Origin of the sequence: Corynebacterium vitaeruminis DSM 20294 (genome assembly GCF_000550805.1) — a bacterium.
Lineage (GTDB): Bacteria > Actinomycetota > Actinomycetes > Mycobacteriales > Mycobacteriaceae > Corynebacterium > Corynebacterium vitaeruminis.
In genome coordinates, this window is sequence record NZ_CP004353.1 from 102,756 (window position 1) to 127,894 (window position 25,139).

At 65.1% G+C, this 25,139-nt stretch carries 25 protein-coding genes; 18 read left to right on the top strand and 7 right to left on the bottom strand.

The window, feature by feature from the left end; all coding sequences use genetic code 11:
* Positions 1-276 precede the first annotated feature (276 nt).
* Positions 277-1,167, bottom strand: coding sequence for an esterase/lipase family protein (locus tag B843_RS00495; RefSeq protein ID WP_025251568.1), 891 nt, complete (start codon positions 1,165-1,167; stop codon positions 277-279).
* 92 nt (positions 1,168-1,259) lie between these two features.
* Between B843_RS00495 and B843_RS00500 the strand changes: the two genes are divergently transcribed.
* The 3 genes from B843_RS00500 to B843_RS00510 all read left to right on the top strand — a co-directional run bounded on the left by B843_RS00500 (position 1,260) and on the right by B843_RS00510 (position 3,524).
* On the top strand, positions 1,260-1,982 hold the full coding sequence (locus B843_RS00500; RefSeq protein WP_404825204.1) for a DUF1801 domain-containing protein: 723 nt from the start codon (positions 1,260-1,262) through the stop codon (positions 1,980-1,982).
* Positions 1,983-2,120: 138 nt separating this feature from the next.
* Positions 2,121-2,699 (top strand): nitroreductase family protein, encoded by a 579-nt coding sequence (locus B843_RS00505; RefSeq protein WP_025251570.1) that lies wholly within the window; start codon positions 2,121-2,123, stop codon positions 2,697-2,699.
* A 261-nt stretch (positions 2,700-2,960) separates the two neighbouring features.
* Entirely contained in the window at positions 2,961-3,524 is a 564-nt protein-coding gene (locus B843_RS00510; RefSeq protein WP_025251571.1) for a gamma carbonic anhydrase family protein, read from the top strand.
* A 2-nt stretch (positions 3,525-3,526) separates the two neighbouring features.
* Here the strand turns inward: B843_RS00510 and B843_RS00515 are convergent, their stop codons facing one another.
* Complete coding sequence (locus B843_RS00515) at positions 3,527-4,528, bottom strand: ROK family protein (RefSeq protein ID WP_025251572.1); 1,002 nt, start codon at positions 4,526-4,528, stop codon at positions 3,527-3,529.
* A gap of 243 nt (positions 4,529-4,771) precedes the next feature.
* Between B843_RS00515 and B843_RS00520 the strand changes: the two genes are divergently transcribed.
* Both B843_RS00520 and B843_RS00525 read left to right on the top strand, forming a co-directional pair.
* Entirely contained in the window at positions 4,772-5,836 is a 1,065-nt protein-coding gene (locus B843_RS00520) for a TIGR00730 family Rossman fold protein (RefSeq protein ID WP_034648860.1), read from the top strand.
* A gap of 105 nt (positions 5,837-5,941) precedes the next feature.
* Entirely contained in the window at positions 5,942-7,606 is a 1,665-nt protein-coding gene (locus B843_RS00525; protein ID WP_025251574.1) for a DUF885 domain-containing protein, read from the top strand.
* Between the two features lie 62 nt (positions 7,607-7,668).
* On the opposite strand, the gene B843_RS00530 is transcribed toward B843_RS00525, so the two are convergent.
* On the bottom strand, positions 7,669-8,046 hold the full coding sequence (locus tag B843_RS00530; RefSeq protein WP_025251575.1) for a DUF1304 domain-containing protein: 378 nt from the start codon (positions 8,044-8,046) through the stop codon (positions 7,669-7,671).
* A 45-nt stretch (positions 8,047-8,091) separates the two neighbouring features.
* Between B843_RS00530 and B843_RS00535 the strand changes: the two genes are divergently transcribed.
* Complete coding sequence (locus tag B843_RS00535) at positions 8,092-8,538, top strand: MarR family winged helix-turn-helix transcriptional regulator (protein WP_025251576.1); 447 nt, start codon at positions 8,092-8,094, stop codon at positions 8,536-8,538.
* Here the strand turns inward: B843_RS00535 and B843_RS00540 are convergent.
* The gene (locus B843_RS00540) at positions 8,510-9,580 is read right to left on the bottom strand and encodes an AbrB family transcriptional regulator (protein ID WP_025251577.1); all 1,071 of its coding nucleotides are present in this window, start codon (positions 9,578-9,580) and stop codon (positions 8,510-8,512) included. The genes B843_RS00535 and B843_RS00540 overlap by 29 nt on opposite strands.
* 156 nt (positions 9,581-9,736) lie before the next feature.
* Between B843_RS00540 and B843_RS00545 the strand changes: the two genes are divergently transcribed.
* On the top strand, positions 9,737-10,507 hold the full coding sequence (locus tag B843_RS00545; RefSeq protein ID WP_169729862.1) for a TSUP family transporter: 771 nt from the start codon (positions 9,737-9,739) through the stop codon (positions 10,505-10,507).
* A 51-nt stretch (positions 10,508-10,558) separates the two neighbouring features.
* On the opposite strand, the gene B843_RS13120 is transcribed toward B843_RS00545, so the two are convergent.
* The 3 genes from B843_RS13120 to B843_RS00560 form a co-directional block, all read right to left on the bottom strand.
* Entirely contained in the window at positions 10,559-11,668 is a 1,110-nt protein-coding gene (locus tag B843_RS13120; RefSeq protein ID WP_025251579.1) for an HNH endonuclease signature motif containing protein, read from the bottom strand.
* Between the two features lie 244 nt (positions 11,669-11,912).
* The gene (gene hrpB, locus B843_RS00555; protein WP_244877335.1) at positions 11,913-14,282 is read right to left on the bottom strand and encodes an ATP-dependent helicase HrpB; all 2,370 of its coding nucleotides are present in this window, start codon (positions 14,280-14,282) and stop codon (positions 11,913-11,915) included.
* A gap of 3 nt (positions 14,283-14,285) precedes the next feature.
* Positions 14,286-14,930 (bottom strand): sugar O-acetyltransferase, encoded by a 645-nt coding sequence (locus B843_RS00560; protein WP_025251581.1) that lies wholly within the window; start codon positions 14,928-14,930, stop codon positions 14,286-14,288.
* Positions 14,931-14,979: 49 nt separating this feature from the next.
* Here B843_RS00560 and B843_RS00565 point away from each other — a divergent pair, with 49 nt between their 5' ends.
* The 11 genes from B843_RS00565 (at position 14,980) to B843_RS00615 (ending at position 25,138) form a co-directional block, all read left to right on the top strand.
* On the top strand, positions 14,980-15,669 hold the full coding sequence (locus B843_RS00565; protein WP_025251582.1) for an alpha-ketoglutarate-dependent dioxygenase AlkB: 690 nt from the start codon (positions 14,980-14,982) through the stop codon (positions 15,667-15,669).
* Positions 15,670-15,720: 51 nt separating this feature from the next.
* The gene (locus tag B843_RS00570) at positions 15,721-16,326 is read left to right on the top strand and encodes a DNA-3-methyladenine glycosylase I (protein WP_025251583.1); all 606 of its coding nucleotides are present in this window, start codon (positions 15,721-15,723) and stop codon (positions 16,324-16,326) included.
* Positions 16,327-16,351: 25 nt separating this feature from the next.
* A complete protein-coding gene (locus B843_RS00575; protein ID WP_025251584.1) occupies positions 16,352-16,834 on the top strand; it encodes a GNAT family N-acetyltransferase in 483 nt (160 codons plus the stop codon).
* Positions 16,835-17,032: 198 nt separating this feature from the next.
* Positions 17,033-19,063: a bifunctional metallophosphatase/5'-nucleotidase gene (locus B843_RS00580; protein ID WP_025251585.1), complete on the top strand. Its 2,031-nt coding sequence runs from the start codon at positions 17,033-17,035 to the stop codon at positions 19,061-19,063.
* 119 nt (positions 19,064-19,182) lie between these two features.
* Positions 19,183-19,899, top strand: coding sequence for an SDR family oxidoreductase (locus B843_RS00585; RefSeq protein WP_025251586.1), 717 nt, complete (start codon positions 19,183-19,185; stop codon positions 19,897-19,899).
* A 115-nt stretch (positions 19,900-20,014) separates the two neighbouring features.
* The gene (locus tag B843_RS00590; RefSeq protein ID WP_025251587.1) at positions 20,015-20,677 is read left to right on the top strand and encodes a LysE family translocator; all 663 of its coding nucleotides are present in this window, start codon (positions 20,015-20,017) and stop codon (positions 20,675-20,677) included.
* A gap of 371 nt (positions 20,678-21,048) precedes the next feature.
* Positions 21,049-21,597, top strand: coding sequence for an OsmC family protein (locus tag B843_RS00595; RefSeq protein ID WP_025251588.1), 549 nt, complete (start codon positions 21,049-21,051; stop codon positions 21,595-21,597).
* Between the two features lie 48 nt (positions 21,598-21,645).
* Entirely contained in the window at positions 21,646-22,698 is a 1,053-nt protein-coding gene (locus tag B843_RS00600) for an acyl-CoA dehydrogenase family protein (RefSeq protein WP_025251589.1), read from the top strand.
* 5 nt (positions 22,699-22,703) lie between these two features.
* Complete coding sequence (locus tag B843_RS00605; protein WP_025251590.1) at positions 22,704-23,213, top strand: flavin reductase family protein; 510 nt, start codon at positions 22,704-22,706, stop codon at positions 23,211-23,213.
* Between the two features lie 125 nt (positions 23,214-23,338).
* Positions 23,339-24,328, top strand: coding sequence for an ABC transporter ATP-binding protein (locus B843_RS00610; protein WP_081751449.1), 990 nt, complete (start codon positions 23,339-23,341; stop codon positions 24,326-24,328).
* A gap of 27 nt (positions 24,329-24,355) precedes the next feature.
* Entirely contained in the window at positions 24,356-25,138 is a 783-nt protein-coding gene (locus tag B843_RS00615) for an ABC transporter permease (RefSeq protein WP_034648687.1), read from the top strand.
* Position 25,139: the final 1 nt, after the last annotated feature.

The following is a 25,139-nucleotide window of genomic DNA, read 5'->3' on the forward strand; positions in this document are numbered from 1 at the left end:
TTTAGTTGATGTTTCCAAAAATAGACAGATCGTTTCATTCCTGAATCCTTTCAGAAATGTGGTCTGTCCAAGCAACATTCACATTAAACACCCAGATAGTACGAGAATTCAAGTACTACGGTCTATTAAGTACAGACAGAATGGTCTATAGAATCCATCCGCTTTGCCTTGGCTTGCCGACGCCTACGGCACCGAACCCCTACTTTCCACCCGGAAGCCGCGTACCCTGCGTGGGGTGCGAAGTCCGAGGGGTGGGCGTCGACAAGCAAAAAGCACCTAGTCGCCGAGCCGACGCCGAAGGAGCGCACGGGCGTAGCGTGCGTTGCGGGGAAGCTTGATCTTGACCGGCAGGCGGGAGGCGGGCGCAGGCGTGGAAGGCTCGGGCGCGGCGACCGGTTCCGGCGAGCAGGCGATGATCTCGCGCACGACCATCTCGCACACGCGGAAATCGAAGGGCATGTTCTCGTGGCGGACGACGAGGAAGCGGTTGTCGTCCTGGACGTAGAAGTTGTGCGAGAGCGGGCCCTCGAGGAAACACGACTCGGCGGGGGTGATGATCGCGTCCGAGCGACTGGCGATGCAGGAGTAGTGCACGCCCGGCAGGCAGTCGCCGTGCAGGTTGAGATCCTCGATGAGCGGGCTGTCGGTGAGCATCTCGAAGCCGGAGGGGCCGAACCAGTTGGCGATGATGTCGTCGATCACGCCGGAGCCGTGCGGCGTGCGACCCAGGACACTGAGCCGACCGCCGCGCGCGGTGCCGTGGTTGGGGACGGCGAGGCAGACGAGCTGGTGAACCTTGTCGCGCCCGCCGAGGCGATGCATCCAATAACGTGCGACGATGCCACCCTGCGAATGCCCGACGAGGATCACCTTGCGCGCCCCCGTGACGTGAAGCACCACCTCGATGTAGGCGGCGACCTGGCTGGCGGACTCAGCTACGGGCGCCGTCGAGCGGTCGCCGAAGTCGGGGGCGAAGGTGGCGAAGCCCGCCGCGCGCAGCATCGGGCCGAGCCGGCGCCAGTCGGACTTGGTCACGCCCGTGCCGTGCAGCAGCACGACGGGGAAGGGGTGCTCGCGGTCGGGGCGGGCGCGCCAGTCGTCCTCGAAGATCCCGCTCGCGGGCACACGGGCGGACAGCGGCAGCGGGCGCGAACTAGGATTGCTCATACCTTTCATGTCTACCCATCTCCTTCAGGCATTGCTTGCCGACGGCCAAGGTCGGCGGCCGCCTGGCCCGTTTCCGGAAGGCGGACCCGCCCGTGAGCACTGCAAACGCCGGCACCCCTGTACCCTCCACGCCGATCTCCTCGATCCCGGGCGTGGGCAAGCCCTGCGAGCGCGCGCTCAATGCCGCGGGCTATCCGGACCTAGAGTCGCTTGCCGGCGCGCGCTACGCGGAGCTGCTTTCGCTGCACGGCGTGGGGGCCAAGGGGCTCGAGCGCATCGCGCTCGCGCTGGGGGCCCGCGGCCTTGCCCTCGCGGGCGAGGGGGCGCCTGTGCTGTCGTCTGCGCCGTTGGATGACGCGCGGGCCGCGACGGTGACCGCCGGGCACACCGGGGTTACGGCCAAGGACGTCAAGACCGCGTCCACCGACGTCGATCCCCGGCACTTCATCGAGGGGCTGCCGTGGCCGCGCCGGGTCGCGCACGGGAAAGTGCTGCTCGAGCTGTTTATCCGCGCGACGGGCGAGGAGCCGGTGATGTGGGGCGACTCGATGGTCGGTTTCGGCACGTGCCACTACACCTACGCCACCGGCCGCGAGGGCGACTGGTTCATTGTTGGGTTTTCGCCGCGGAAAGCGAAGCTCTCGCTCTACGGGATCGGCGGCGAAAAGGAGCTTGTGGCGCGGCTTGGAAAGCACACGTCGGGGGTCGGCTGCGTGTACGTGAACAAGCTGGAGGACATCGACCTAGGCGTGCTCGAGGAGGCGGTGGCGAGGGCGTACGCCGCGGTGCGGGAGAGCGGTTTGGGCGCGGAGTGAGGGCGTAGTGGCGTAGCCGTCGGAAAGCGGATGCTGTGAAGTGACCGACTATTGTTTTTCTCGGCGCGCTTCCGCGCCTATAATTGATGTCACGTCAACTATTCCGGCCGTGAGGCCACCATGGAGGAGAAACTAGTCATGTCCCTTTCCGTCAAGGAAGCCATCGAGTCCCGCCGCGCTACCCGCAAGTACACCGACCAGCCGGTGTCCGACGAGGTCCTCGACCGCGTCGTGGGGCTTGCGCTGCAGGCGCCGAGCGCGTTTAACGCCCAGCGTGCCGACCTCGTGGTGATCCGCGACCAGGCCGTCAAGGACGGCATCTTCGCCGCTTCCAACCAGAAGCAGCTGCGCGACGCGCCGGTCGTGCTTGTGGCCGTGGCCCGCGCGGATCAGCCCACCGACCTCGAGCAGATCATGGGCGCCGAGCGCGCAGGCTACATCAACAACTTCTTCTCCAAGGCCGACCCGGCCACCCTGCGCGAGACCGCGCTGAAGGACGCCATGCTGGTTGCCTCCTTCGCGCTGGTCGCCGCGCAGTCCGAGGGTCTGGCCACCTCGCCGACCACCGGCTGGGACGAGTCCAAGGTCCTCGAGGCCATCGGCCTCGGCGGCCGCAACGATCGCGCCGTCGGCCTGGTCATCGGTATGGGCTACCCGGACGAGTTCCCGGCCAACCCGGGCCGCGAGGCAAACCGCCGCGTCAACGACCGCTACTAAGTCCCTCGGGGTCACGGTAACCCATTTCCAGTCTCCTACTACCCGCTTTTCGGCGCCTACGGCGGCACGATCCATACGCGTTGTGCATACCAAAGGGCCGAAAGGCGGGTTGTATGCGTAATGCGTATGGATGCACCCGGATCGGGCGGCAGTCCCGGGTTCCTGGTTTGTTCGGGATTTCCTAGCCCGCGAAGGCGCGGACGGGTTATTCTGCGAAGAACGGCCCGCCGAGGCTATTAGAAGTCGAGCAAAGGAGACCCCATGACCTACCCGAACGGACCCCTCATCCTGCCGTTTGACGGCAAGGTGCCGCGCATCCACGAGTCCGCCTTCATTGCGCCGAACGCCACGATCATCGGCGACGTCGAGATCGGCCCGGACTCCTCGGTGTTTTATGGCTGCGTCCTGCGTGCGGACGTGGGTCCGATTCGCATCGGCGCGCGGACGAACATCCAAGACAATTCCGTCCTCCACGTCGACCGCGGCGTGCCCTGCATCCTGGGCGACGACGTGACTGTGGGGCACATGGCGCTCGTGCACGGATCGAACGTGGGCAACGGGACCTTGGTCGGTATGAAGTCGACGCTTCTGTCGCGCTCGGTAATCGGGGAAGGCAGCCTCATCGCCGCGGGTGCCGTCGTGCTGGAGGATCAGGTCATTCCCGCGAAGTCCTTGGCGGCGGGGATCCCGGCGAAGGTGCGCCGGGAGCTCTCCGACGAGCAGTCGGGCTCGTTTATCCCGCACGCTGGCCGCTACGTGGAGACCGCCGCCGGTCAGGCGGGACTTGGCGAGGCGCTGGAGCTCGACGAGGTGCGCTTCAGCTAGGGCTAGGCGTTCTCTAAGACGCTTTCCATTCGCTTGGACAGTCCCAGCGGGTCGTTGATGAGCCGGTCGAGGGCGACGGCCCGGGCGGCCGCCCGCGCGTTGTCTAGGTGAGTGGGGATGACGCGCAGCTCGACGTCGCGGTTACGCGAGGACTTGATGGCGAGGGCTACCGAGCGCGCGTCTTTGGGGTTGGCGAAGGCCGACCCGGCCAGCACGATGGTCGACGGCGTGGTCTCCTTGGCCAGCGCCACCGCGATGGACCCCAACGTGGTCTGGGAGTCGGTGTTGGCCACGTCGAGTCGAACCACACCCTCGGGCGTGAGGACCGCGGCACCGTTGGAGTCGTCGACGTAGAACAGCAGCACGGTGTTGGTCTTCTCCGGCGACTGGAGCTGCTGCTCGGCGCCTGCGATGGCGGTGATGACGCTCGTGATGGTCAAGGGGGCGCTGAAGCGGCTGCGCAGGTGGGAGCCGATGTCGATGCGTTCCCACCCGAGGTTAGAGGCGGTGACAAGGCCTTCGCGCGAGACGTGGCCGGAGGTGGCCATGCCGATGCTGGCCAGCGGCAGGTTGGTGGCCTGGGAGAGCGCCTGTACGTGCGGGGCGATCGCGCCGACGAAGTCCGAGGGGCTCATGTGGGCGGGGGAGACCTCGACGAACTGCTCGCGCAGCGCCTGCCCGCGGGTGTTGTACGCGCCGATGTAGGTGGACTTGGTGCCCACCGCGATGCCCACCTGGACCCACGGGGACTGATCGAGCTCGATGGGGATGGTGGGCCGGCCCGGGCCGGAAGGTGTCGAGAGGTCGGGGCGCTCGCGCACCAGTTTGGCGTCGATAAGCGCGGTAACGGCGCGGGTGACGGTGGGCTGCGACTTCCCGGAAAGCTCGACCAGGGTGGATCGGGTGACGGGCTGGCGGAGGCGCGTGATGTGCATGCACACGGCCGCTGGCGTGGTAGGTCGCGCGAAGGCGGGGGTGCTTGCGGCTGTGGCTGTCTTTTGCATACAAAACAGCATAGGGCATGTAGACTACATAGTCTAAACCGACACCTGAAAAAGTCGTCTATTCCATATTTCAATAGACCGTTCGGTTCAAACAAATAGTCTACGTGAATATAAGTTTTCAGGCAATTCTCATCGGGAAAGTGAATGGTGTGATTCTGGCTACAGTATGAACGAATGGGGCTGGACAAACGCACCGTAACGATCAAGTCGAACAGCGCCCCGGCACCCTTTATACTGTTCGCCATGAACGACACGCCTCCCGTGGAGGGGCTCAAGGCCCGCCCGATGACCGCCGCCGACCGCGAGATCCGAGCCTCGGCGCTCTTCCGTAACCTCAACCGGGTAGCCCCCACGGTCACGTGGGAGGAGATCGACGGGCCGCGATGGGCCTCCTACGTCGGCTTCGACGTCGCCCGCGGCGACACCGGGCTCGTCCTCGAGGCCGCAGGCCCAGGCGAGCAGCCCCTGCCGGTCGGGTCGATCTGGGCGGGTTTCCACAAGGGGCTGGGCTACGTCAGCGACGAGGTGCCGGAGGTTGTCCTCAACGTCGTGCCCGAGTGGCAGGGCCGTGGGCTCGGCGGCTGGCTCCTCGAGGAGGTTGCCAACCATGGCCGCGAAAACGGCTGGCACGGGCTGTCGCTCAGCGTGGAGAACGGGCACCCGGCACGCCGCCTCTACGGGCGCCACGACTTCGTCGCCCAGGATCAGAACGGCACGATGCTGCGCAAGCTCAGCCCTATCGTCCGCTCGGTGGCCGTGTACTGCGGATCGGCTGTGGGAGAGCGCCACGAATTCGCCGAAGCCGCCCGCGCGCTCGGCACCGCGCTGGCGCAGCAGGGAATTGCGCTGGTCTACGGTGGCGGTGACGTGGGGCTCATGGGGATCGTTGCCGACGCCTGCCTGGCCGCTGGCGGCGAGGTGGTCGGGGTCATGCCGCGCGACCTGGTCGACCTCGAGATCGCCCACAGCGGCCTGACTCAGCTGGAGGTCACCGGTTCGATGAGCGAGCGCAAGAAGCGCATGGAGGACCTCGCCGACGCCTACGTCGCCCTCCCCGGCGGCATGGGCACCCTCGAGGAGCTCTTCCAGGTGCTCGTGCGCCAGCAGCTCGGCCCCTACACTGGACCCGTTGCGCTCATGAACGTCGAGGGCTACTGGTCGCCGATGCTCAAGGCGCTGCGCTCGATGAGCGAGGAAGGATTCGTCCCCGAGCGCTACCTCGACGCGCTGGTCGTGGCGTCCACGCCGCAGGAGCTTTTCGACGGCTTCGCCTCGTGGTCCTATCCCGGCCTGAAATGGAAGCGCTAGCCGGAGTCTGCATCCTTCGTATGCACGATGTGCGCGGACAACGCGGTTGTATGCATTATGTGCATAGATGGTCACCGGCACCAACAGTGGCTACACTTGCCAGGCATGACTCAAGGAAGCACGTCCCCACGGACTCCCTCCCTCCTCGACGCCTCGTGCGAGTCCTACATCCTGGACCTCGCCGAGCTCTCGCCGACCCAGGCCACCGCCTGGGGAATCGCAGGTTATGACGGCGAGCTGCAGGACTACTCGCCCGAGTACTTCGACGCGGTCGCCGAGCGCACGCGCGAGATGATCGCCGACGTCGACGCGCTCAACGACGGCACCGACTGCTGCGACGACGATGATGACTTCGACGACGTCGACGTCGTCACAGCGAAGGTGCTTCGCGACCGGCTCTGCCTCGAACTGTCGATGCATCATCACGGCGAGGATATCCGCGAGCTCAACAATCTAGCCTCCCCGGTCCAAGACATCCGCGACACCTTCCTGCTCATGCCGCAGGACACCGATGAGGACCTCGATGCCATCGCCTCGCGGCTGTCGAAGGTGCCCGCGGCGCTCACCGGTTACCGGGAGTCGCTGCGGCTGGCGGCCTCGCTCGGCAAGGTTGCTGCCGAGCGCCAGGTGGATGCCGTGGTCAAGCAGTGCCGCGAGCTCGCCGAGCCAGGGAGCATGCTGGAGAAGCTTGGCCTCGACGCGGGCCATGCCGCGGTGACCCAGGCGAAGCAGGCCTTCGGCGAGATGAGCGAGTGGCTGGGGGACAACCTCGCCGCCCAGGCGCCGCGCACCGACGGGGTAGGCCGCGAGCGCTACCAGCGCTTTAGCCACCACTTCGTCGGAGTGTCGGTCGACCTCGACGAGGCCTACGCCTGGGGATTGGATCGCCTGCGCGAGATCGTCGGAAAGCAGGAAGCGATCGCCAGCGAGCTCTACGGGGCGGGCACGAGCGTGCGGGAGGCGATGACCCGGCTCAACGACGAGCCGCGATACACCATCCACGGCACTGCGGCGCTTCGCGAGTGGATGCAAGAAACCGCCGACCAGGTGATCGCGCAGCTCGACGGCACGCACTTCGACATCCCCGAGCCCGTACGCGACATCGAGGCCATGATCGACCCTGCGGGCACCGGCGGCATCTTCTACACCCCGCCGAGCGACGACTTCTCGCGCAAGGGGCGCATGTGGTGGTCGGTACCGAAGGGGCAGGAGACGTTCCACACGTGGCAGGAGCTTACGACCGTCTTCCACGAGGGCGTGCCCGGCCACCACCTCCAGTGCGGGCAGGCCATCACGGAGCGGGAGAACCTCAACCTGTGGCGTCGACAAGCGTGCTGGAACTCCGGGCACGGTGAAGGCTGGGCGCTCTACGCGGAGCAGCTCATGGCCGACATCGGGTTCAACGACGACCCCGGCACGCTCATGGGGCTGTACGACGCCCAACGGCTGCGCGCCGCGCGGGTCGTGCTCGACATCGGCGTGCACCTGGGCAAGAAGACCCCGGAGGGCTCGGGCTGCTGGGACGCAACCTACGCCAAATACTTCCTGCGGGAGAACACCGCGATGGACGAGGCCAACCTCGCCTTCGAGCTCGATCGCTACCTCGGCTGGCCTGGCCAGGCGCCGAGCTACGCGCTGGGGCAGAGGCTGTGGGAAGAACTCCGCGACGACGCGTTAGCCCAGGGCCTCGACCTCAAGCAGTTCCACGCCCGCGCCCTCAGCTACGGCTCGATCCCGCTGAGCATCCTGCGCGAACAGGTCCTCGCCTAGTTGTTTTCGCTTGTCGACGCCAAGGTGGGTGGCGCCCCGCCTTGGCGTCGGAAAGCGCGTGCCTAAAACGCCGCGACGGCGAGAAGCACGAGGGTAAGTAGCGGGAGCGCGCCCTGCTTGGCTGCCGCCTGACGCTTATCGGGTGAGGTGGCGAAGAGGACGGCCGCGGCTGCCAGCATGGAGCCGGTGCCGGCGGCGATGAGCGCGATGCCCGCCGCGTGCTGGGCGGCGAGAAGCGCGATGCCGGCGAAGGTGATGAGCGCTAGGAACAGGTTGTAGAATCCCTGATTGAACGCCATCTCCTTGGTGTTTTCGGCCTCCTGCTCGCTGGAGCCGAAGACCCCGCGCGCCTTGGTCGTCCACGCGAAGGACTCGAGGTAGAAGATGAACACGTGCAGTGCCGCTGCAAGCGCGGCGGTGATGGTGAAGGCTGCGGTCATGAGGGCTCCTTTGTAATCTAGATTGTGTGCAATATAATCTCTCACATGACCGATGAACTGCAACTCGAGAACCACGTGTGCTTCCAGCTCTATACTGGCTCGCGCCTCATGCAGCGGATGTACCGTCCCTACTTCGACGAGTGGGGAATCACCTACGCGCAGTACCTCGTGCTCGTGTGCCTGTGGAAGGAAGACGGGCAGACCATCGGGCAGCTTTCCGACCCGCTTGACCTCGACTCGGGTACGCTCTCGCCGCTGCTCAAGCGCATGGAGGTCCACGACCTGGTCACCCGCGAGCACGATCCGTCGGACTTCCGCAAGGTGCACTTCTCGCTGACGCGCAAGGGCAAGGCGCTGGAGGCGAAGGCCAAGGCGATGCGGGCGGAGATCCGCGACCAACTGGGGCTGGATGCCGATGACATCGCCGCGCTGCACCGGATCATGGCCAAGATCAACCCCTCGCTTACGCCCTCCGACGAGCCAGCAGCCTGAGCAAGGCAGGCACGTAGCCAGCCAACAGGAGGACGAAGATGAGCCGGATGAGCTGCACAGTGACCACGACGGGGCCCGAGGCCCCTTCCGAGGTCAGTGCGAGGACGGTGTCCAGCGCGCCGGGCGTGGTGGCGAGGTAGCCTTCGAAGTAAGAGATGCCCAGCCACTTCGTCAGCGGCCAAGCGCTCGCGGCGCAGCCGCCGATGAGGACGAGGATGAAGACGACGGTCGCGGGCAGCTGCTTCGCGAACAGCTTGAGTGCGGCGACGGAAAGGCCGCCACCACACATCCAGCCGATGGCCATGAATGCCATATACCTCACGGCGTTGGGCGGGGTGTAGTCGGCGTGGGGGAGCAGCAAGCCGATGATGACCATGAGGACCAGCGGGCCGAAGACGGATGGGGTGGGGATTTTGAAGAAGCGCCCGAACCTTTCGCCGAAGGCTGCGATGAGCAACACGAGCACCAGTGACCACCAGGTCTTCGAATAAGGCGAGGCGGTGAGCGCTGGGTCCACGTGAGGGGCGAAGAGGTGGGTGATGAGCGGCAGAGAAACGGAGACGGCTAGCAGCCGAAGGTACTGAGACAAAGCCACGTAGCGAAAATCCGCGCCGACCTCTTTGGCGAGGAAAGGCATGACGGAGGCGCCGCCTGCGAGCATCGAGAGGATGCCTGTCTCCTTGGAGATCTCCTTTTGGGAGTGCGCGAGCAGGAGGCCGCCGCCGAGGCCTATGCCTACCGTCACTAGAGAGGTGAAGATGCCAGGCAGAATGAAGCGGGCGATATCTGACAACGACGCACTGATCAGCGGCATGCCTGCGAGGACGCCGATGAAGCCGCGGCAGAAGTTGAAGAAGTGCCGGTTAAGGTGCAGCTCTTCTGACTTCACAACGGCAACGGTCGCGGAGACGAGGATGCCAGCGAGAATCCACCCGGCCGGGACGCCCAGGTAATCAAACAGGAGGCCGACAAGCGTCGAGGTCACGGCAACGCCGACCCAAACCTTGGCGGTGTGCTTTTCGACGTTTCTCAGCCAGTCCATCCCCGCTGCCCCTCCAGATCCTCGCGCACGGTGTTTCCTCTTCGAAGTCAACCTTAGACCTTGACCTCGATTGATCTGGAACGGAAGTTCCTAAACGCGGTGGGGAGCCGCTACAGTTCACATACAGGAACAATAGCCTTGATGGAGGATACTCAAATGGGAATGACTAGCATGGGGATCCTCTTCGTCGGCGCTGGTGTCGCAGGCTGGATCGATGCGGTAATCGGCGGGGGAGGTCTCATCCTTATCCCGCTCATCATGGCGGTGCTCCCGTCCTTGGCACCGGCTGTCGCGCTGGCCACGAACAAGGTAGCGGCATTTTCTGGAACAGCCTCGGCAACTGCCACCTTGCTGAAGAAGGTAGGGGCAAACAAGAAGCAGGCGGCGCTATACGTTCCGGTCGCACTCGTGTGCTCCGGACTCGGCGCATACTTCGCCTCACACATTAACAAAGAGGTCATGCGGCCGATCGTGATCGTGCTGCTGCTTTTCGCCGGCACGTTCGTCGCGCTGCGGCCGGAGTTCGGTCAAAACCAGGCCAAGGGCACGGTGGTGTCACCGGCACGGAAGCTCGGCGCCATCGCGCTGGTGGCGTGTATCGCCATGTACGACGGCATCTTCGGTCCCGGTACCGGCATGTTCCTCATCATGGGCTTTACCGCGATCCTTGCTCAGGATTTTCTCTCCTCCGCCGTGCTGTCCAAAGTGGTTAACTCCTCGACCAACTTCGGTGCGTTGGTCGTGTTCATCATCGGTGGACATGTCCTATGGAAGCTTGCCATCGCGTTGGCTGTGGCTAACATCATCGGCGCCCAGTTGGGCGCGCGCACCGTCATCGCCGGCGGAGCGAAGCTCCTGCGCATAGCGCTGCTGACTCTGGTCGTGGTGATGAGCGCCTACCTCACATGGCAGCAGTTCGCTGCGTAACTGCTTCTCGGCCTCACCCACGGCGAAGGCCTAAGGCTTAGGCAAGACCGCCTAACTTGCGGCTAGGACCGGTGGCCGGGTGATCGCCGCGGTCGAAAGCATCAGGTCAGCCCATGGCCCCTTGGGCAGGGTCACGAACTGAGAGCCGTCGCCCGTCGTCCACGTGTCGGTCCCGTTGGGGTGCATGATTACCTGGACCTCACCTGAAGTCTTGAGGTTGTGGTGGTGCCGGCACAGGAGGTGAAGATTATCGGCCGTCGTCGTTCCCCCTTTGCCAAAGGGGATGACATGGTCTACGTCGCACTCGCCGGCGTCCACCGTGCATCCGGGGTAACGGCAGTGCCCGTCGCGGCCAGTGACGAGGGCGCGCAGTCGCTCCGGGATGCCGTATCGTTCGGTGGACTCGGCTTCGGACAGTACCCTGCGGCTTAGTACCTTGGCCCGGGATAACTCCTCCGGAGGCAGCCATCCGCCACCGGCCGCATAGATAAGCCCGCTGGGGTCTTGGAAGAGATTGAGGTGGACCCTGGGTGGCTTCTCGCCGCCGAGGAGGCTGAGCATGGCTCGGGCAAAATCCACCTTCTTCTTTCTCATCACGGACAGTATCTGCTCGTAGAGCTGGGCGCCTTCGAGCTGGGGGAGACACAGCGTGAATCGATAGTTGTTCTCGGAATCGACGCGCGCGCTCGCCCGCGGAACGGCCGCCACGTGCTCCTTCGCGTCAAGACCAAGCGCGTCGACGATCTTGTCTAGCCGTTTACTCAGAGCGGGTGCCTGCACGAGCTCCTGGTCGCTTACACCCGGTGTGAGCACCGCCGAGAGGTGTTCGTCGACAAGCAAAAGCTCATCGGAGGTGAGCCTTTTCAGACGCGTTCCCAAGGTCGTGATGCGGAATTCATCGAGGTGAGCGTGGGTGCGTGCGGCCCGCAGACATCGTGGAAGGCGATGCAAGACGCTCAGGCCAGTTACCAAACCGCGAACCTGCTGCCGGGATTGGGACAGCTGCCTAGCCATCGCGATGACGATATCGTCGATTGACTTGCCTCCCGAAATTCCCTCGATGACCAGCGGCAATAAGAGATCAAGGATCTCGAGGTTGCGCTGCCTGCGGAAACGTGCGGCTGGGCTGGGGTCGTGGGTCATGCGGAAACTGGTGGTCATGGGGTTACCTTTCGCAAGCGGTGGATTTATCAGGCAGGAGCCTAGATCTCACCCCCCACAGCGTCGACCGCCTCGTCAAAAACAACCGGAAATCTGTGGATAACTTCCTTGTCGACGGATTTATCCACAGATTTCGCGCCTCGTTCGCGGTCCGACTTGCGCCGCTTCGAGATTCCGGTAATGTTTTTCGCTTTTCGACGACTATGGCTCGCAGCCCCCAATCGCGCCGCTGAAACAAGTGGAGCTATTTCGACAATCGACGGTTCGTTTTGGCAGTCGCCACCGCGGTTGTGGGGTCCTCCGGCCATGGGTGCTTCGGGTAGCGGCCGCGCATCTCGGCGCGAACCCCGTGGTACGGACCCGCCCAGAAGCTAGCGAGGTCGTCGGTGACAGCCAGCGGCCGTCCAGCCGGGGAGAGCAGGTGGAACTGCACGGGCTTCCCGCAGATAACCGGCGAGGACTCGAGGCCGAAGCACTCCTGCAGCTTGACTCGGACAACTGGGCGCTCGCCCGAATAATCGATGGCGACGCTTCGCCCCGACGGGACCTCGAGTCTCTCGGGGGTGAGCTCCCCAAGCCGTGCGGCCTCCGGCCACGGAAGGAGCCTCTGGAGGGCGGGGTACATGTCGATGCCTGAGGCAGCCTTCCCTTGGGCGAGGGCGTCGAGCTCCGGTCCGAGCCAAAGCAGGGGATCGACGCTCTCGACGTCCGGCCAGGGATCGCCCTCGGCCTCGTGCAAGAGCCGGAGTCGGTCGAGAAGGCCCTGAGCCTTCTCAGAGAAGACGAAAAGGCCGAGTCCCTCTTCGCTGATCGCCTTAGCGAGCGCTTGCTTTGCGACGTCGCCGCCTACGGCGCAGGGAATGGAAGACAGGACGATGGCCCCCGCCTTTTTCGTGAGCGTCCCGCGTACGCGACCGTCGACGAGCGAGGTCTTGACCTCCTCCTTGACACCAAGGATTGCCAGCGCCTGCTCCTCGTCGATAACTGCGGCTGCGCGCACGCGTGGGGTGCCGATGTTACCGAGCGAGACGTCGGCGACCGCGATCCACTCCGCGTGGAAGTCGGGTGCGAGCACTCTGGTGCCGCTGGCGAGCTGGTAGTCCTTGCCCATGTTGCGCGCAATGAGAGAGGGGAAGGCAAGGCCGACTACGGTGCCGGTCGCGACCTTTCCGCGGTCCGTCGACAGCTTCTTCAGCCGCGCGATCTCCCTGCGTACGCGCGGCAGCGCGGTAAGCCGAGGTAGTTCTCGGTCGACGTCGCCACGGACATCCTCGCCCAAGGATGCGATGACCGGTGCTGCCTGGGAACCAGCCTCCAGAAGCGCCCTGCCCAAGCGTGGATCCGTGGGGAGTGCAACGAGCTTCTTCCCGATGGTGGTGAGACCGTGCTCGTCCACCGCGCCCAATTGCTCGAGAGTCGCCTGAGCCTGCTCCACAGTCCGAGCTGGTGGGGCATCAAGCAGCGGGAATGAGTCAAAGCTTCCGCCCCAGGCACTCACGAAGAGGCTCGCTTGGGTGAGGTCGGCACTGGCGATCTCAGGCGAGATGGCGGCGCGGAAGTGCTGGAAGTCCGAGGCCGAGTAGCAACGGACCACCGTGCCGGGTCCCTCGCGGCCAGCTCGGCCCGCGCGCTGTTCCACCGAGGACTGACTCGTGCTGATAGTCACGAGTCCCGTCATGCCGCGCAGGTTGTCGCGCTTGGGCACACGGGAGAGTCCCGAGTCAACGACCGTGCGCACGCCGGGGACGGTGATCGAGCTTTCCGCGATGGACGTGGCCACGACGATGCGTTGGGAATCCGCCCGCAGAGCTGCGTCCTGCTCGGGCGAGCTCAACGAACCGTGGAGGGGATAGACCTCAATGCCGTGTGGAAGCCTCGGGTCGCACTCGAGAGCTTCCACCACGATCCGGACCTCCCGCACGCCGGGGACGAAGACGAGCACGGAGTCCGAGGAAGCGACCGCCGCCTCCCGCGAAGCACGAGCGAGCTCCGAGAGGAAGCCCCGGGAGCATTCGGCGCGTCCGGCGATCGGGGCGTAGCTCACCTCCAGCGGGTAGATGGGCGAGGTGATGGTGACCACGTCGCCGCCTATGAGCGCCGCAAAGCGGGAAGACTCCACCGTCGCCGACATGGCCACCAGCCGAAGGTCGTCGCGAAGCTCGCGCAACTCGACCAGCATGCCAAGCACGATGTCGGTGTCCAGCTGGCGCTCGTGGACCTCGTCGACGATGACCGCGTCGACTCCGGAGAGCTCGGGATCGTGAAGCATCCTGCGAAGGAGCACGCCAGGGGTGAGGAACTCGACGCGTGAGGAGGGGGTCTGCTCGCCGCGAATCGTGAATCCAACCCCCGGCACCGTGGGTGCTAGGTGGTGCAGCCGATGCGCTGCGGCGCGCACAGCGACCCTGCGGGGAGCGACGCAGATGACTTTGCCCGAGACCTCGTTGGCTAGAAGCGGCGGGAGGAAGGTGGTCTTGCCGGTGCCGGGTGGCGCCTGGACCACGACCGCGCCGGGCGCGCCCTCGCCGAAGATGGCCTCGCGGAGCTCATCCTCATGCCCCGCTACCGGCAGGCCGCGGCCGATCTCGGCGAGATCGAACAGCTCGCGCGTCATGGGCTAGCTGTCCTCCCCGCGCGCATCGACGGGCACCCCCTCGGGAAGTTGCGAGCGCTCGAAGCGCGCCGGGTCGGGGTAGCGCACGACGCGAGCCGGATTCCCCACGGCGATCGCGCCCGCGGGGATGTCGCAAGTGACCACCGATCCGGCACCGATGACGGCACGCTCTCCGATGCTCACGCCCGGAAGCACGATCACGCCGGCGCCCAGCCACGCCTCCTCGCCGATGGACACCGGGTGTGCGATCTCCCAGTCGGCCACGCGCATCTCGGCATCGTCGACGGGGTGGGTCACCGTGATGATCTGGCAGTTGGGCCCGAGCAACGCACGAGCGCCGATCGTGACCTCGGCGGTATCAAGGATGCGGACGCCGAAGTTGATAAAGGCGCCTTCGCCGACGGTGGTGTTGGCACCGTACTCGATGATCATCGGCTGCTTGATGAAGCACTTGCCGCTCGCCGGGTTGAGGATCTCCCCCAAAAGGCGCGCTAATTCTTCCTCGTTGGTAGGCCGCGTGTGGTTGTAGTCGTAGACCAGCTCGGCGATGCGCGCGGCATGCTCGGAAATCTCCGGTGAGATGGGGATGTGCCACTTCTCGGCGCGCAGGTCGTCGAGGCTCGAGTAGGTTCGCGGGTCAAAGCTCATGCGCTCATCCTATTTCCCCGTGTCGCTGGGCGCGTTTAGGCTTGGCCCCGTGCCTACGCTTTTCGACGCCCACCCCAATCCCGCCCGCCGCCCAGACAGGGTCGTGCGCGAGGGAATCGTGCACCTGCCCGCCTTCCTGACCATGGAGCAACAGGAGCAGGTGGTGTCCACGGCCCGTGAGTACGCCCGCCGAACCGCCAGCCTGCCGTGGCGCATGCGACAGCGTCGGGTGAAGTCCGGCACGATGAGTGCCCATCTCATGAGTCTGGGCGAGCACTGGGACTACGAGCGTCACCGCTACATCCGCGGCGAGGGGAGCCAGGCGGTGCCCGCGATTCCCGAGACCTTCGTGGGCATCGCGCACGCGGTGTTGCGCATGGCAGGCGAGCTCGACGAAAGCCTCGCCCCGTGGGTGGCGGGGTTCCGGGTTGAAGCGGCACTGGTGAATTACTACCCGCCGGGCTCTGGCATGGGCCTGCACCAGGACGGGTATGAGGACAGCGGCGCGCCGGTGGTATCGCTGAGTATCGGGGACTCGGCGGTGTTCCGCGCGGGCGGTACCATCGATCGGAACAAGCCGTGGGACGACATCTACCTCGAAAGCGGCGACGCGCTCGTGTTCGGCGGGCCCGCGCGCGACATCTTCCACGGCATTGTCCGGCTGGATGACAACACGGCACCCATGGGCTGCGGCCTGCGTCAAGGGCGTATAAATGTCACGTTCCGCCAGGTCAGATGAGGTATGGGAACCGGCCCGCCGAAGGTGGCGTCGAAAAGCGATATGGAGATAATGATGGAAGTAGAAGTGGACCTGAGCGCGCGCGGGCTGGTGCGCGGCGAGGACGGGCGCGTGCGCCCGGTGTGGGCGAGCCTCGACGAGCTGCAGCGCGAGTATTACGACTTCGAGTGGGGCGCGCCGGTGCGCAGCGAGCAGGGGATATACGAGCGGCTGTGCCTCGAGGGGTTCCAGTCGGGGCTGAGCTGGGCGACGGTGCTGCGCAAGCGGCCCGCGTTCCGCGAGGTCTTCGCGGGGTTCGACCCCGACGCGGTGGCCGCCTTTGATGAGGAGGTGGTGGAGGCGCTCATGGCCGATGCCCGCATCATCCGCAACCGCCGCAAGATCACGGCGGCGATCAACAACGCCCAGGCCACCGTGGCGCTTAGAGGCGATGGCGGCCTTGCCGAGCTGGTGTGGGGGTTCGTACCCGCCGAGCACGCGCGCCCCGAGTCGGCTAAGTCGGTGCAGTCCACCTCCCCGGAATCCGTGGCGATGGCCAAGGCGCTAAAGACGGCGGGATTCCGCTTCGTGGGCCCGACCACCTGTTACGCGCTCATGCAAGCGCTCGGCATGGTCGACGATCGCATCGTGGGGGCCTCGCCGCTCATCCGTGGCTGAGCACCCGCTCGCTACCATGGTGGGTATGAGTGAAGTACGCGTGCGCCCGGCAACCCCCACCGACTGTGAGGCGATGGTCCAGTTCGTCAAGGACCTAGCAGTGTACGAGAAGGAGCCGGTGGAGATCGTGCGGCTGACCTCTGAGACTCTCCGCGAGCAGCTGTTCGGCGAGAACCCGGCGATCTTCGCCTTCATCGCTGAGGCCGACGACGAGCCCGTGGGCTTCGCGCTGTGGTTCCTCAACTACTCCACGTGGGAGGGTGCGCATGGCATCTACCTGGAGGATCTCTACGTAAGGCCCGAATCCCGCGGGCTGGGTGCGGGCAAGGCTTTGCTGCGCGAGCTGGCGCGCACCGCCGTGGCACGCGGCTACAAGCGAGTGGAATGGTCGGTGCTCAAGTGGAATACCCCGTCGATCGAGTTCTACCGTAGCCACGGCAGCTTCCCGATGGAGGAATGGGATACCTTCCGGCTCGCGGGTAAAGCGCTCGAGGAATTCGGGGCATAGCCCACGTTTTGAGCTTCAGCGATCGAGACCTGCCTAGACGACAGGTGTCTGGCGGGTCTCTTTGGTGTGAAATCTTGGCGAATGCTCGTTAAAGGCGCAGGTCAGCTGAGGGTATGTGCGCTGCGGGCGAAGCGTCGGAAAGCTAAAAATGCACGAGGATGTCATTTCAACTAGAACTCGTGCAAGGAGCCAATCCCCATGTCTCACGTCCATTTCCGACGCGCCCTCACCGCGACCGTCGCCGCATCGCTTGGTCTGAGCCTCGCGTCCACGGCGCAGGCCCAACAGGCGCCCAAGACCTTCAGTATTAGCAACTTCACCGACTTCCACGGTCACATTGCCCAGGTTAGCGACTCCACCGGTGTGAAGGAGCCGGGTGCCGCGGTGCTGTCGGCCATGGTGTCCCACGTCAACGAGGGGCAGGAATACCTGCTGACCTCTTCCGGTGACAACGTGGGCGGATCCGCGTTCACCTCCGCTGTGCTTCAGGACGAGCCCACGCTCGCGGTCCTCAACAAGATGGGCGTTACCGCCTCCGCGGTGGGAAACCATGAGTTCGACAAGGGCTACGCCGATCTCACCGATCGTATCCAATCGCATTCCAGCTTCGACTACCTCGGTGCGAACGTGAGCGGCGGAACCCCGCCTCTTGCACCCTATGTGGTCAAGGAGGTCGGCGGGGTGCGAGTCGCGTTCATTGGCTCGGTGACCGCGACTACGAAGGACAAGGTCTCCCCGACCGGCATCGACGGCATCGAGTTCGGCGATCCGGTCGCTGCCACCAACGCGGTTGCCGATCAGATCACCGCCGAAAAGACCGCCGACGTCGTGATTGCGCTCTACCACGAGGGAATCTCCGACCCGTCTGTCTTCAACGACAACGTCGACGCCGTGTTTGCTGGTGACACCCACGAGACGAAGTCCCAGGTGATTAAGCGTGCGGACGGTTCCGCCTTCGCGGTGGCCCAGGCGGGGGAGTACGGCAAGCAGCTGGCAGACATGGACTTCACCTTTGACCCGGAAACGGGCGATGTCATTGACATCGCACCGAAGGTGTACACCACCGATGAGATGATGGCCGCCGTTGGTGCCACCCCCGACCTAGCCGTCCAAGCGCTCGTGGACCAGGCGAAGCTCGACTCGGATGCCGCTGGCGCTACCACCGTGGCTACCGCGTCCTCTTCCTTCTACCGCGGCGCCAACGAGGACAACGTTGCAAGCTCCGGATCCAACCGCGGCGTCGAGTCGACGCTGTCGAACGCACTCGCGCAGGCCGCGAAGGCAGGGATCAACGCCAACACCAGCGCCCACGCCGACCTCGGCGTCATGAACGCTGGCGGAGTGCGCGCAGACCTCGAGGCTGGCGCCGTCACCTATCAGGAGGCCTTCGCGGTGCAGCCCTTCGGCAATGAGATCACCTACACCACGCTGACCGGTCAGGACATCATCGACGCCATCGAGCAGCAGTGGAAGGACCCGACACTGTCTCGTCCGGTCCTCGCGCTCGGCTGGTCGGACAACTTCTCCTACACCTACAATCCGGACGCGCCGCAGGGCGAGCGCTTCCTCGCTGGCGCCATCGACGGCGAGCCGCTCGACCCGGCGAAGTCCTACGTGGTGGCGGGCTCCACCTTCCTCCTCGACGGCGGCGACGGCTTCGCAGCGCTGGCCAACGGCACCGAGAAGCCCAACACCGGACTCATGGATGTCGATGTGTTCACCGGTTACCTTGCTGCCTACCCGGCCCTGGCCCCGCGCGGCGGGCAGTCCGCTGTCGGAGTGAAGCTGGACGGTGAGCTGGCCCCGGGCGCGAGCGTCACCTTCGACCTGAGCTCGCTGATCTACACCGTCGGCGATGTGGCGCAGCAGGTGACCGTCTCAGTCGGCGACGCCATCGCCACCGCCGACATCGTCCATGACCTCGGTGCCGCGAACTACGGCGAGGCGGGCACCGCGCAGGTCGCGCTCACCTTGCCGAGCACACTGAGCGACGCGGACGTCCTCACCGTTACCACCGACGCTGGCACCCGCGTGGAGGTGCCGGTCAGCGCGCTCGGCGCGGTCACCGGCGCTGACAATGCGCCTTCCGCGCCGAATGCCTCGAGCGGAAGCTCCACGGGGCTGGGTGTCTTCGCGCTGTTGGCGGCCGTCGCCTCGCTCATCGGTGCCTTCTTCACCCCGGCTCTCATGCCGATGCTTGAGCAGCTGCGCGCACAGCTCGGGGTCTAGTGCTTCGTCGCGCAAGATTCCGCACCGACCTTGGTGCGTCGACAAGCAGTCGACAAGCAAGAGTGCCTACTGTTTAAGGGGTAGGCACGGCTAGAAACGCACGGAAGGAAGGCAAGACCATGTCGGAGACCGCGAAGAAGATCGCGCTTGTGACCGGGGGCTCCTCGGGCATTGGCGAGGCGACGGCGAGGGCGCTGGCCGCCGACGGCTGGCACGTCATCGTAGCCGCGCGCCGCCTCGACCGGCTGGAAAAGATCGCCGAGGAGATCGGCGGCGAGGCCCGCGAGCTCGATGTGACCAGCCAGGAAAGCGTCGACAAGCTGGCAGCTTCGATCGATCACCTGCACCTTCTGGTCAACAACGCGGGCGGCGCGAAGGGGCTCGACCCGATCGAGAAGGCCAACATCGCGGACTGGGAATGGATGTACGAGACCAACGTGCTGGGCACCCTGCGCGTGACGCAGGCGTTCCTGGATAAGCTCACCGCGGACGAGGGGCACATCATCAACATCTCCTCGGTCGCGGGCATCCAGCCGTACGCGGGTGGGGCGGGCTACAACGCGGCGAAGTTCGGCGTGACGGCGATGAACAAGGTCATGCGCATCGAGTTCGTCGACCGCCCGATCCGCATCACGGAGATCAACCCGGGCCGCGTGAAGACGGACTTCTCACTCATCCGCTTCAAGGGCGATGCCGCGAAGGCCGACGCCGTCTACGCGGACAAGCTCAACCTCTCGGCCGAGGACATCGCCGAGTCGATCCGCTGGGTCGCCGGGCTGCCCGCGCACATGAACATCGACCGCATGGTGATCACCCCGCGCGATCAGGTCATTTAGCATTTGCTTCACGACGCCTACGGCGAGCCTTCTCGAGCCCGCGCGGCGGGAGCCGTAGGCGTCGGAAAGCGAATGCAAAACGAAAAGTAGACACGCCACCTAGTAGCCTAGGGGCGTGTCTATCGCTTCTTTCGGTGCCCTCTTTGCCGTGTGGCTGGCCGCGATCACGCTGCCTGGTCCCGATACGCTGCAGCTCATCCGCACGGGAACCCGCGACCGGCGGGCGGGGGTGTGGTGCGCGATCGGCATCATGGTCGGCAACACCATCTGGATCGTTTCCTCGCTGCTGGGGCTGTCGGCGCTCATGGTGGCCGAGCCCGCGATCTTGCACCTCATCCAGCTTGTCGGCGGCGCGTACATCGCGTGGATGGGCTGGGGCTCGCTGCGCGGTGGCCTGCGCACGCTGCGGGAGAAGACCTCCGACATGGCGGGGAAGGTCGTCGACGCGGTGGCCGCTCAAGGGGAGGAGATGGGTGCCTGGCGGGCGCTGCGGCTGGGTGCCGCGACCAACCTTTCGAATCCGAAGGCGGTGGTGTTTTTCGCCTCGATCTTCGCGCAGTTCGTGCGCCCGGACATGTCGGAGGGCTGGACGGTCGGCATCGCGGCCTTTCTTGTGGTCACGGGGCTTGCGTGGTTCATTGGCTTCGCGGTGGCGGTGCGCGCGCTGGCGGAGAAGATCATCCGCAACGGGGCCGTCATCGACATCGCTGCGGGCGTCATCTTCCTCGTCATCGCGGCGGTCATGGCAGCCGAAGGGGCGCGCGGGTTGTTGTCTTAGCGCCTCGCGACTGGGCGGGGGAGAGGAAGCCGCACGGCCATTGCACCTAGCAGGGTGCGGGGTCGTGCGGCTTTGTGCTGCGAAGACCGTGTCGAGGAAGCAAGTCGGGGTCTGCTAAAGCTGCACTAAGGTGTCTATCTTGCATGCGAAAGCTCTTCATGTATGGCGCGAATCCGCCAGTTTTATTTATCAATTTATTCAGTGATTACAACTCTGTGAGCAGCCATAACAAAGATTTGAAAGTAATAGTCTAACGAAAATAGACAGCATGGTTCATGCGTTTCTGGGGAATCGACGTATGGTGTGTGAAGGAGTTTTTTCACAAACTTTTCGACATCTTTAGAAGACATCTTTAGAAGAGGAGCTAGACCATGTCTGAACTGACCCCTAACCACGAGGCGGGCCAGCCGCTCGAGGCCATCGACGCCGCCAAGCTGTCCGAGCTGGCCAAGAAGAACGTTGAGAACCCGGCCGGTGGCGTCAAGCACATCCGCACCCACACCGAGGCTGACGGCTACTTCCGCAATAACTCCATCATCCGCGATACCCACATCGTCAAGGTGGGCGAGCCGCTGCCGCTGCTCGGCGATGACTCCGCAGCCAACCCGACCGAGGTCGCCCAGGCCGCCCTCGCAGCCTGCATCTCGGTCGGCATCCAGGCGATTGCCACCAACCGCGGCGTGACCCTGACCAAGATCGACATCGACATCGTCGGCACCATCGACATCTCCCCCACCTGGGGCGTGGGCGACCTCGGCGAGCACAAGCGCCCGGGCGTGTCCGACGTCCACGTTTCCGTCGACATCGACGGCGACGCCGACCGCGAGATCCTGCAGAAGATCGTCGACGACGCCATCGAGTGGTCGCCGGTGGTCAACACCTACACCCGCCCCGCCAAGCTCACCCACGAGCTGGTCTAACCCCGCGCTGAGCGCCGGACACGAGAAACCCCTAGGAGCACCCCAGTCATGACCACACTGATTCGCAAGCCCATCGAGCTTGAGCCGCTCATCCTCGCCGAGGAGGTTCGCAAGACCCTGGCCGACAACGCCAAGGCAGTCGACAAGAACGAGCTGCCCGCTCGCTACGGTATCGAGCTGCTGGGTTCGCTGGGGCTGTTCGAGTATTCTTCGCTTCTCGACGCCATTCGCGCCGAACGTGAAATCGCCCGCGAGGACCTCTCTGTCGCCTTCGGCGGCTGGGCGCAGCTCATGGTCATCCGCTACCTCGAGGTCGGCGGCACCCCGCTGGCGCTCAAGCTGCGCGACGAGCTGCTCGCGGGCACCCGCCCGGGCGTTACCGCCATGGCCCCGTCCTTTAAGACCGCCGCCGGTGGAGGCTCCATCCCGCTCGCGGCCACCAAGGTCGACGGTGGCTACTCGATTAGCGGCAAGCTCAACTGGGCCTCCAACCTGGCCGAGGACTCCGTCATCGTCTCCTCCGCGGAGACCGCCGACGGCGAGCGCTTCTTCTTCGTGGTCGAGGGCAACGCCGAAGGACTCGACCTAGGCAAGCCCTTCGGGCTGCTCGGCCTCAACGCCACTTCCTCCTCGTGGATCACCATCGACGGACTAATCGTGCCCGAGGCCAACATCCTCTCCCGCGACTTCTTCGGCTTCCTCGCGCAGGTGCGCCCGGCCCTGTTCCTCCTGCAGACCTCCGAGTGCCTGGGTGTCGCCGAGTCCGCGATCGCCGCGGCCTCGACGAAGCTCACCGGCATGAACGAGGTCTTCGCCGACGACGTCTACCGCGTCGCAGGCGAGATCGAGGCGCTGATCGCCGAACAAGAAGAGCTCGCCCAGCAGGACGATCCCGATCAGGTCGCGCTCATCAAGCTGCGCCTTGCCGCGGCCCAGGCGACCGTGGATGCGACCGCGCTCGAGGTCCGCACCGCCGGCGGCTCCGGCTACGCCTTCTCCTCCCCGGCGTCCCGACGCTTCCGCGAGGCTACCTTCCTCCCGGTGCAGTCGCCGAACGAGGCCCAGCTCAAGTGGCAGCTGGAGAAGCTGGGAGTAGCGTAAGGCCTATGACTGCACCAACCGAAGCATCTGCGAGCGTCAGCGCGGAACGCCTGCGTGAGACGGTGGGTACCTTCCCGTCCGGGGTCACGATCATCACTACAGTCGACGGCGGCGAGGACGTCGGCATGACCGTGAGTTCGTTTGCGTCGTTGTCTCTCGAACCCGCGATGGTGTCCTTCTCGCTGGCGCTGAGCTCGTCGAAGATCAAGCACTTCCGCGTGGGATCCCCGGTGGGCATCTCGGTGCTCGCCGATCACCAGGCCGAGTACGCGCGCCAGTTCTCCCGCAAGGTCGCCGACCGCTTCGAGGGCGTCGACGTCTGGCGTAACTCCGAGCCGAGGCTCATCACCGACGCCGCCGCCTGGTTCGACGGGGAGATCGCCGCGGCCTACCCCGGCGGCGACCACACCATCTTCACCGTCTTGGTCAAGGAGTGCGGCACCCACGACGAGGCCAAGCCGCTTCTTTACCAGCGCGGCCAGATGAACAACTGGAGCGTGGAGTACTCCATCTAGGCCCGTATTACCTTCCCGAGACCCACGGCACAGTATGTGCCGTGGGTTTTCTCATGACATTTGTCATCCAAACCCATGGCATATGGCACTACCTGCGCAAACGTCGCGTCGGCAGGATAGGAGCCATGAGGAACGCACAGTCACACAACAATCAAGGTCCCGTCGTCGAGGTCCGCGAGCTGACCCGAGTGTACGGGCTCAAGCCCAATCCCTGGGCGCTTACCCCCTCGCAACGCGAGGGCCGCCCCACGGCCAGGCACCCCGGCTTCACCGCAGTCGACCGCGTCAGCTTCCACGTCCACGAGGGCGAGGTCTATGGTCTGCTCGGCACGAACGGCGCGGGCAAGTCCTCCACCCTAGAGGTCATCGAGGGACTCGCCCGCCCGACCAGCGGCGTGGTGCGGCTCTTCGGCAAGGACCCCGCCGCCGAACGAGGGGCGATCCGGCCCCAGACCGGCATCATGCTCCAACGCGGCGGGCTGCCCCAAGAGCTCACGGTCCTAGAGACCTTGAAGCTGTGGGCCGGAATCAGCTCGCACCCGCGCCCGGTCGACGAGGTGCTCGAGGAAGTCGGGCTCGGCCACCGCCGAGGAAACAAGGTGGGCGGCCTGTCCGGCGGCGAGCAGCGCCGCTTGGATCTTGCCTGCGCCCTGCTCAACGACCCGAAGCTGCTCTTTCTCGACGAACCGACCACCGGGCTGGACCCGGAGTCCCGCTACAACACGTGGGAGCTGCTGCGCGGGCTCAAAAAGCGCGGGGTCACGATGATCCTGACCACCCACTACCTGGAGGAAGCGGAGCATCTGTGCGACCGCATCGCCATCATGCACGAAGGTCGCATCCAGATAGAGGGCACACTGGCAGACATCGTCTCCTCCCAACCCTCACACATCACCTTCACCCCGAAGTCCGGGGCATCGCTTCCGCCGCTGCCCGAGCGCCTGCGCGGCGCGGTCCTTATCAGCGACAGCGAGATCCAGATCGCAAGCAGCGACCTTCAGGCCGACGCGCTGGAGGTCCTGCGCTGGGCCGATACCCACGGACTTAGTCTCGGCGGCTTTTCCGCCACACCCGCAAGCCTTGACAACGTCTTCCTGTCGATCGCCGGCCGATAGGCGTCGACAAGCGAAAAGGAGAAGAATATGACTACAGTGAACCGACTTGCCACGCTCGCCCGCGCGGAGTGGCTGCAATTCCGCCGCAACAAGGTCATCTTGTTCATGGCGATCGTCATTCCCCTGGGGATGCCGCTTCTCATGTGGCTCAACCTCGGCCCCGACAGCGGCACGGACAAGCAGCTCGTGGGCGCCGGGATGATGGAGCTCTACCTCATGATGTCCCTGCTCATGGTGCTGTTTTACTCGGTGCTGTCGATGGCCACCACCCGCCGCGACGAGGGCGTGCTCAAGCGCCTGCGCACCGGCGAGGCACGCGACGGGGAGATTCTCGCCTCCATCGCCGTGCCAGGCGCGGCCATCGTCACCGTCTTCTTCCTCGTCATGGCGGGGATCCTCATCGGGGCTGGCTCGAGTCCCGTCAACTTCGTGCTGGTTCTCGCGGCGCTTCTCGTAGGGCTCGTCGTATACGCGAGCGCCGCGCTGCTGACCTGCTGCTTCACAAAGAACGCCGAGGCCGCCCAGCTGACGAGCATGCCGGTCATGGTGTTGGCCGTGCTGTCGATGAGTACGCTTCGCGCAAGCTTGCCGACGTCTATAGCGCGCATCGTGGAGGTCAATCCGTTCGCCTTCGTCGTCGACCTCGCAAGCCTGGGTTGGGCGGGAATCGACCCCGGAAGTGGCAAGGCGCTCGCGTCCATGGAGGTCCTCGCCTATGCGGGTCGGCCCCTGGCGCTGTCCGCGATGTGGATCGTCGTGCTCGTCTGGAGCGCCGTGATCTACATGCGCTGGGACACCCACCGCGGATAGG

Bases quoted from the DNA above. Each gene is read 5' to 3' on its own strand.
- B843_RS00495 (WP_025251568.1), bottom strand. From the start codon at position 1,167: ATGAGCAATCCTAGTTCGCGCCCGCTGCCGCTGTCCGCCCGTGTGCCC.
- B843_RS00505 (WP_025251570.1), top strand. From the start codon at position 2,121: ATGTCCCTTTCCGTCAAGGAAGCCATCGAGTCCCGCCGCGCTACCCGC.
- B843_RS00510 (WP_025251571.1), top strand. From the start codon at position 2,961: ATGACCTACCCGAACGGACCCCTCATCCTGCCGTTTGACGGCAAGGTG.
- B843_RS00515 (WP_025251572.1), bottom strand. From the start codon at position 4,528: ATGCAAAAGACAGCCACAGCCGCAAGCACCCCCGCCTTCGCGCGACCT.
- B843_RS00520 (WP_034648860.1), top strand. From the start codon at position 4,772: ATGAACGACACGCCTCCCGTGGAGGGGCTCAAGGCCCGCCCGATGACC.
- B843_RS00525 (WP_025251574.1), top strand. From the start codon at position 5,942: ATGACTCAAGGAAGCACGTCCCCACGGACTCCCTCCCTCCTCGACGCC.
- B843_RS00530 (WP_025251575.1), bottom strand. From the start codon at position 8,046: ATGACCGCAGCCTTCACCATCACCGCCGCGCTTGCAGCGGCACTGCAC.
- B843_RS00535 (WP_025251576.1), top strand. From the start codon at position 8,092: ATGACCGATGAACTGCAACTCGAGAACCACGTGTGCTTCCAGCTCTAT.
- B843_RS00540 (WP_025251577.1), bottom strand. From the start codon at position 9,580: ATGGACTGGCTGAGAAACGTCGAAAAGCACACCGCCAAGGTTTGGGTC.
- B843_RS00545 (WP_169729862.1), top strand. From the start codon at position 9,737: ATGGGAATGACTAGCATGGGGATCCTCTTCGTCGGCGCTGGTGTCGCA.
- B843_RS13120 (WP_025251579.1), bottom strand. From the start codon at position 11,668: ATGACCACCAGTTTCCGCATGACCCACGACCCCAGCCCAGCCGCACGT.
- hrpB (WP_244877335.1), bottom strand. From the start codon at position 14,282: ATGACGCGCGAGCTGTTCGATCTCGCCGAGATCGGCCGCGGCCTGCCG.
- B843_RS00560 (WP_025251581.1), bottom strand. From the start codon at position 14,930: ATGAGCTTTGACCCGCGAACCTACTCGAGCCTCGACGACCTGCGCGCC.
- B843_RS00570 (WP_025251583.1), top strand. From the start codon at position 15,721: ATGATGGAAGTAGAAGTGGACCTGAGCGCGCGCGGGCTGGTGCGCGGC.
- B843_RS00575 (WP_025251584.1), top strand. From the start codon at position 16,352: ATGAGTGAAGTACGCGTGCGCCCGGCAACCCCCACCGACTGTGAGGCG.
- B843_RS00580 (WP_025251585.1), top strand. From the start codon at position 17,033: ATGTCTCACGTCCATTTCCGACGCGCCCTCACCGCGACCGTCGCCGCA.
- B843_RS00585 (WP_025251586.1), top strand. From the start codon at position 19,183: ATGTCGGAGACCGCGAAGAAGATCGCGCTTGTGACCGGGGGCTCCTCG.
- B843_RS00595 (WP_025251588.1), top strand. From the start codon at position 21,049: ATGTCTGAACTGACCCCTAACCACGAGGCGGGCCAGCCGCTCGAGGCC.
- B843_RS00600 (WP_025251589.1), top strand. From the start codon at position 21,646: ATGACCACACTGATTCGCAAGCCCATCGAGCTTGAGCCGCTCATCCTC.
- B843_RS00605 (WP_025251590.1), top strand. From the start codon at position 22,704: ATGACTGCACCAACCGAAGCATCTGCGAGCGTCAGCGCGGAACGCCTG.
- B843_RS00610 (WP_081751449.1), top strand. From the start codon at position 23,339: ATGAGGAACGCACAGTCACACAACAATCAAGGTCCCGTCGTCGAGGTC.
- B843_RS00615 (WP_034648687.1), top strand. From the start codon at position 24,356: ATGACTACAGTGAACCGACTTGCCACGCTCGCCCGCGCGGAGTGGCTG.